The organism is Vibrio sp. 03_296 (genome assembly GCF_002265885.1).
Genome location: NZ_NPKW01000158.1, coordinates 1 through 6,412, shown reverse-complemented (window position 1 = coordinate 6,412; position 6,412 = coordinate 1). Strand labels below are relative to the sequence as shown.

The window sequence follows — 6,412 nt, the reverse complement described above, 5'->3', positions numbered from 1 at the left end:
ACACCGCTGCAGCTTCAAGTAGGAAGGGTATAACACCGAATCGTTATTACGCTTCTGGGTTCTCTTTAGCGTTGATTTCCGCATACGTGTGCAGCAGATCGGTCAGTGTTTTCACCCAAGCAAACACATCGTTGGGGGTGTTTTCGAGCAGTTTTTCCACTTGTTCGCAGTGCGCTTCAAGCGTGATCGCTTCTTCCAAACGAAATGAGATGGCGTAGAAATGCCAAAGTACAAGGCGAGTCATACGCTCACTATTTTGTTTGGCGTTTTCCGAATCATCAAACGCTTGCTGAATTTCACTCAGTGCAATTGCCGTCATACGCAACATGGCATCAAGGCGCGCCGACAACATGCGGTCTTCGCTATCCACTTCTTCTTGATCAAAAGTAAACAGCTCGCTCATCACGTCTTCAGGTACCATTTTACTGATCATGCGCACGCTGAACTCTTCCAGTTCATGACGAGGCATGGAGACAAGACAATCGAAGGTGTAATCACGAAGCATAAAATCACTCTACATCAGTTATCACTTTTAGTGTGCGCATTCTAAGTGCTGAAATTTCAATTACCACTGTTTATTACTATTGACCCCAAAAATGGCCAATACTCAGCGAGTTTAGTAACGAGTTACTTCAGCGGATCGTTATCTGGCAACGCAGCGTGAATCCAGAGTGCTAGGCGGTGCTTGATGTTAGCGCCATCGAGCTTACTGTCGGGTAACGGGGCGATTTGCTTGGCATCCACCAAGAATAGGTAGACGGCTTTTACACGCACGGGTTGAGGTGATTGAGGTAAATCGAAGCCCTGCATTTTGGCCATCTTACCGCCTATCTCTAAGGCCTTTTTCACTAACTTTTCTTCGTTATTCAGCTTCGCGGTTTTTGACATGCTTTTCACCTATTCTTTTTCATCCTGCAAGGAGTATATCAGCGCTGAAAACACACGGTTTCATTCGGCGTTAAAATTGAGCGCAGCACGACAGAATAAAGGTTTACATTAACCAATCTTTGGCAAGTGATAACGTGTACTCCGGCCACCAGCGTCAGATTTAATCAGGCAGCCAAGCTCAACAAGCGCGGCCAAATGCCTTGTGGCGGTGGGTTTACTCACTTTCGCAACCTTGTGGTATTGCGATGTGTTGATCCCCTCAGGGAAATCACCATCGAGCATTCGATTAAGCACTTTGGTTTGTTCACTCAACAACCGTGTTTGGTCTATGTGTCGCCAGTAATTGGTTTTAAATACCGTTTGTTCAATCTCTTTTAACGCAACATCAAAGGTTTCATTCAGCGTGTCTAAAAACCAACGTAGCCACGCGGTGATGTCCAAATCCCCTTTTTGTGTTTGTTCTAAGATCTCGTAATAGCTTTTTCGGTTAGCAAGAATCGCTACCGACATGGCGTAAAAGCGCACGGATTGGTGCTCTGCTTGTGCCAGTGCGAGATCGGTCAGCACTCGAGTAATGCGGCCATTGCCATCATCCAATGGGTGTAGTGTGACAAACCATAGGTGGGTAATGGCGGCTCTTAATAGAGGATCGAGTGAGGTATCCGTCTTTGAATCGTTAAACCACTGTATAAACGTGCTCAGTTCTGCGTCTAAGCACGCTCTGCCTGGCGCTTCAAAATGGACAACGGGTTTGTCTATCCGTCCAGATACCACTTGCATGGGTGTCTCGCTTCTTAACTGCCCGCCAATAACAGTATTGAACAGCGTGTAGCCTTGGGGGAATAACAAGGCATGCCAATGCAAGACGCGCTCTAAAGTGAGTGGAACCTCGAGGTTATCGACCGCATCGAGCATGATCTCTGCCAGACCATCGGTCTGTTTCGTTGTTGGGAACGGATTCTCTTCACTGATGCCCAATTTGTTGGCAAGTGAAGAGCGCACAGAAAAGGCGTTGAGTTTTTCCCCTTCTATCGCGCTAGAGTGGACAATGTTGGCGAGCAAGGTATCCAGCATATTTTGGGTTTGATCAAGTGGCTGACAGAGCATTTTCCCTAACAAGATACCTTGATTTAGGCGTGTGGTTCTCACAAGCGGCTCAATCACACTTCTGTCCCACTCAAATTCAGGCCATGACGCCTGTTGCCAGATCCACATAACGGCTCCTTGATTCGAAAACCCAACACATTCGAATCACATTATGATGTGATTAACGCTTTTTTTCAAATCATATGGTGATGTGATTAAGTGTTGTATTTGCATCATCCACCCTGCGCTTATCGACTGCTATCAGTTATAACTTGCAGGGAACCTGCGCCACGGTTAACCAATCACGTCTTACTTACTCTTTTTGTCGAGAGAACGATCTTTCATCGTATTGAGAATCTAATCTCAAAAAGAGAAATATGAATGCATAAATTATTGTATAAACTAATCATACTAGCTTGCGTGTTCCTATCTAGTTTATCTAAAGCGGATTCTGACAACATGTTTGAAAAAAACTTATTCACTTGTGCCCTGAAATAAAAGGTCGGCTTTTAGACGGAGCAACACCACTGCAAGGCGTTACTTTAGAAAGAGGCGTGGCTTATGGAGAGCCACTTCTGGATTCAACGGTAACAGACGATGAAGGCTATTTTTTCTTTGCTGCTAGCGAATATGAAAGTAGAAAACCAGTCAACCCGCTGACAGAAACTCGTGTAGCTCAATAAGAAGTTCGGCGAGTTGATCTGCTGGGAGCATCAGTATCAGTCATGAATTAGTATGGCGGATACTCATATTCGCCTTTATTTTAATCAGTTAAAACACATTCCCTCACGTTTACCCATCACGAGCAGTAATGGATAGGCTCACCATTAATCACTGCGATTGCTTACTTTTCTTGCGCATCTTTCAAACACTTTAGCAACATTCAAAATTGGATCTTAACCTTGCAGATCATTCGGTTGTTCGAGAGTGGAAAAATCCTACACTGATCACAAAATTTACCACTTGGACAATATAATGAGCGACACCATCGCGAACAAAAGCAAATCAAAATCCAAATTGACCAAAACCCTTTTTCTTGCTGCTTGCGCCATTGCCTCTGGTGCGATGTACCTTTCTTGGCAATATTCCGATAGCCATCCGAGCACTGAAGATGCTTACGTGCGAGCGAAGATCCTATCGGTTGCGCCTCAAGTACAAGGCCAAGTGGTGACTGTGGAAGCGAAAGATTTCCAAGCCGTGAATAAAGGCGATTTGCTGCTGAAAATTGACGCCCGCCCTTACTTATTGGCCGTCAAACAGGCGAAAGCAGCGTATCAGCTAGCCGTTCAGCAACACGATGTGGCGGACAAACAAGTGACGGAAGCAGTCGCAGGGTTAGACGCTGCGCGCTCCAACTTGACGGAAGCTCAGTTGGAATACAAACGTATTGATTCTCTCGTGGCACGTAAATTGGCTTCTGCTCAAGATCTCGATACCGCAAAGAACAAACTGGCCAATGCTCAAGCCAGCCTAGAGCAAGCACGTGCGTCGGTCGAAAAAGCGATTGCGAACCGTGGTGAAGAAGGGGCTGAAGCCGCAGTGGTTCAGCAAGCGGCCGCTCAATTGGCTCAAGCTGAGTTAAACCTGAGTTATACCGACATCACCTCGCCTGTGGATGGGATCGCTGGCGAAATCAACACCCATGTGGGCTCTGTGGTGTCTGTGGGTCAAACGCTGTTTCCGGTGATCATCAAAGACAGCTATTGGGTACGCGCCAACTTCAAAGAAACGGACCTTACCCACATTAAACCCGGCATGGAGGCAGAAGTGGTGATCGACATGTATCCAGACCGGGTTTGGAAGGCAACGGTCGAAGAACTTTCCCCAGCCAGCGGGACTTCTTTCTCTTTGATGCCACCTGAAAACGCAACGGGTAACTGGGTAAAAATCAAGCAACGCTTCCCTGTTCGCTTGGCGCTTAACGTACCAAAAGACGCCCCTCAATTACGCGTGGGAGCCAGTACAGAAGTGACGGTTGATTTGCAAAGTCACACACGTTGAGTGATGAACGATGAATAGTCCAATAACGGCAGACAAACGGGGAGTTGCCACCGTCGCCGTGATGCTATCTGCCATCATGGTACTGATTGATATGACCGTGGCCAACGTCTCCCTTTCGCATATGATGGGCGCACTGGGCGCAACCGCAGACCAAATCACTTGGGTGCTGACAGGCTACAGTATGGCGGAGGCGATCTTCATTCCGATGACCAGTTTCTGGGTCTCTCGCTTTGGTGAACGCAAAGTGATGCTGGTGGCGGTGATTGGCTTTGTGATTGCGAGCGCCCTATGTGGCCAAGCCACCTCACTCGAAGAAATGGTGCTCTTTCGCATCATTCAAGGTGCGTTTGGTGCATCGGTCATCCCGCTCGCACAATCGATGCTGGTGCAGTTCTACCCTTCTGAGCAAAAAGGCAAAGCGATGGCGATTTTCTCCATCGGTATTTTGTTGGGGCCAATTCTCGGGCCAGTTGTGGGCGGAATTATTACCGATAACATCAACTGGCGTTGGATTTTCTACGTCAACCTACCCTTTGGCTTGGTATGCGCGACGCTGATTTATCGCTATATTCATATCAGCAACAAAACAAAGCCAAATTTCGATTGGTGGATCATCGGCTATATGGCACTGGGCGTTGGCGCGCTTCAATTTGTGCTGGATAAAGGCAATGACGAAGATTGGTTTAATTCACGCATGATTCAAACCGCGGCGTTACTTGCCGTTGTCGGCTTGATTATGTGGGGCTATCGCAGTTGGAAAACCAAAAGCCCGATTGCACCACTGTGGTTGCTGAAAGACAAAAACCTCATGGTCTCCTCGTTGATGATTGCGGTTGTCTCGATGGCGATGTTTGGCCTGACCACCCAACAACCCATGCTGCTGGAAAGTCTGTTGCACTATCCCGTTTCAACCACGGGCATGTTGATGGCACCTCGAGGGTTGGCTTCCGCAGCCATGTTAATCCTAGTGATCAAACTCAATCCGCAATTTGACCCTAGATTGAAGATCATCTTCGGCTTAGCCTGTATCGGTATTGGTAGCTACTTGATGACTTTGTACTCGTTGGAAATCGATACCTTTTGGATCGTGATGCCCAGCATGATTCAAGGCATGGGTTTGGGATTAACCTTCTCGACTCTATCCACATTGGCGTATCTGACACTACCCAAAGAGCAATCAGTCGCGGGCGCAAGTATCTATAATTTGTTTCGCACCATTGGCAGCTCGTTTGGTATCTCCATCGCGACTACCTTTCAATATCGCGACAGTCAGCAGCAGTGGCATGCGTTGGGCGAAGGCATCAATCCTTATAATCCGGTGCTGCATGATTGGGCGGCGCAGCAAGGGCTCTCCATTACCGATCCCGCAGCGCTTGAGCAGTATCAGACCATGCTGCAACAACAGTCACAAATGGTGGCCTTCATTCATACCTTCCAGTTAGTGGGGGTCATGTTCGTTATCATGATGCCAATGCTGATATTGATACGATCGAAATAATCCCTAAATAGAGCATATAAAAAAACGAACCACCGGGTTCGTTTTTTATCGCTTGCTGTAAATTCATCACGGATTGTCAGCACATCTGCCAATCATGAACTCAAAGATGCAAGAAAGCTTATTGATTTTGTTTAAAAAAGCGCTCTGCAGAAGCAAACAATGCATTACAGTGTTTTTCTTGCTGGCTATATTCTTCACTTCCCTTGGACATGGATTCTAATAGCGCTTTAGCTTCATGATAGTCTTTAACCATTTGTTCAAACTTGGTTTCATAACCGTCTTTTTTTATTATGATGTTTTACGCGTTTTTTACTCATTTATTTTTCCTTCATCGAACATCATAATAACTCATAATTTAAATATATTTTCATCTACAGACTGTTTATAAACTCAACTCTAACTCGCGCCCTACCGTATAAAAACGAGAGAACACAACATCGTGAGTCGCAAAACACCAAGATGAAAATACCTGATAAAAACCAGCAACATACCGATTGCTTAATATCAATAAACCATCAATTATTATGATATAAAAACTGAGGCTATTTAATGGAAGATAAAGAAGAAGTAACTACAGATGTAATATAACGAAAGGAATCGAAAGAAAACTAAGAATAGACTTGAACTATATATTTCATAAATAACACATGTTTGAAAACCATGTGCACTATACTCCGATCATTCGAAAATGATAGAAATTTCTCTCATTAAATTTCTGCTGCTGTTCCTTTTTAAAGAGTTCAAAAGTCTATGAACTCGCCACTGCTTAGCTAAAACGACAAGTAACTTGGGCAAAAAATGACATGACGCTGAAATGGAAACCTAAAAAAACGCCAGCAAGATTGACTGGCGTTTTTTTAAATTCGTTCAATTAGGCTGGAAGACGTTGCCCTGGCGCTTTGGTTTTTTTCTGGCGGTAACTGAACCAAAGGTACGTCA

General features: G+C 45.5%; 7 protein-coding genes. 3 read left to right on the top strand and 4 right to left on the bottom strand.

Annotation, left to right across the window (positions count from 1 at the left end; all coding sequences use genetic code 11):
- Window positions 1-46 precede the first annotated feature (46 nt).
- The 3 genes from CIK04_RS22040 to CIK04_RS22030 all read right to left on the bottom strand — a co-directional run bounded on the left by CIK04_RS22040 (window position 47) and on the right by CIK04_RS22030 (window position 2,103).
- A complete protein-coding gene (locus CIK04_RS22040) occupies window positions 47-505 on the bottom strand; it encodes a hypothetical protein (RefSeq protein ID WP_038964683.1) in 459 nt (152 codons plus the stop codon).
- A 122-nt stretch (window positions 506-627) separates the two neighbouring features.
- Window positions 628-888, bottom strand: coding sequence for a DUF5062 family protein (locus CIK04_RS22035; protein ID WP_011081156.1), 261 nt, complete (start codon window positions 886-888; stop codon window positions 628-630).
- Window positions 889-996: 108 nt separating this feature from the next.
- On the bottom strand, window positions 997-2,103 hold the full coding sequence (locus CIK04_RS22030) for a Fic family protein (RefSeq protein ID WP_097352623.1): 1,107 nt from the start codon (window positions 2,101-2,103) through the stop codon (window positions 997-999).
- A 353-nt stretch (window positions 2,104-2,456) separates the two neighbouring features.
- Between CIK04_RS22030 and CIK04_RS35630 the strand changes: the two genes are divergently transcribed.
- The 3 genes from CIK04_RS35630 (at window position 2,457) to CIK04_RS22020 (ending at window position 5,473) form a co-directional block, all read left to right on the top strand.
- A complete protein-coding gene (locus CIK04_RS35630; RefSeq protein WP_369597163.1) occupies window positions 2,457-2,657 on the top strand; it encodes a DUF6795 domain-containing protein in 201 nt (66 codons plus the stop codon).
- Window positions 2,658-2,949: 292 nt separating this feature from the next.
- A complete protein-coding gene (locus CIK04_RS22025) occupies window positions 2,950-3,975 on the top strand; it encodes an HlyD family secretion protein (RefSeq protein ID WP_039538136.1) in 1,026 nt (341 codons plus the stop codon).
- 10 nt (window positions 3,976-3,985) lie between these two features.
- Window positions 3,986-5,473 carry an MDR family MFS transporter gene (locus CIK04_RS22020; protein WP_097352622.1) on the top strand — a complete coding sequence of 496 codons (1,488 nt, stop codon included), beginning with the start codon at window positions 3,986-3,988 and terminating at the stop codon, window positions 5,471-5,473.
- A gap of 118 nt (window positions 5,474-5,591) precedes the next feature.
- On the opposite strand, the gene CIK04_RS33480 is transcribed toward CIK04_RS22020, so the two are convergent.
- Entirely contained in the window at window positions 5,592-5,726 is a 135-nt protein-coding gene (locus CIK04_RS33480; protein ID WP_325205732.1) for a hypothetical protein, read from the bottom strand.
- Window positions 5,727-6,412: the final 686 nt, after the last annotated feature.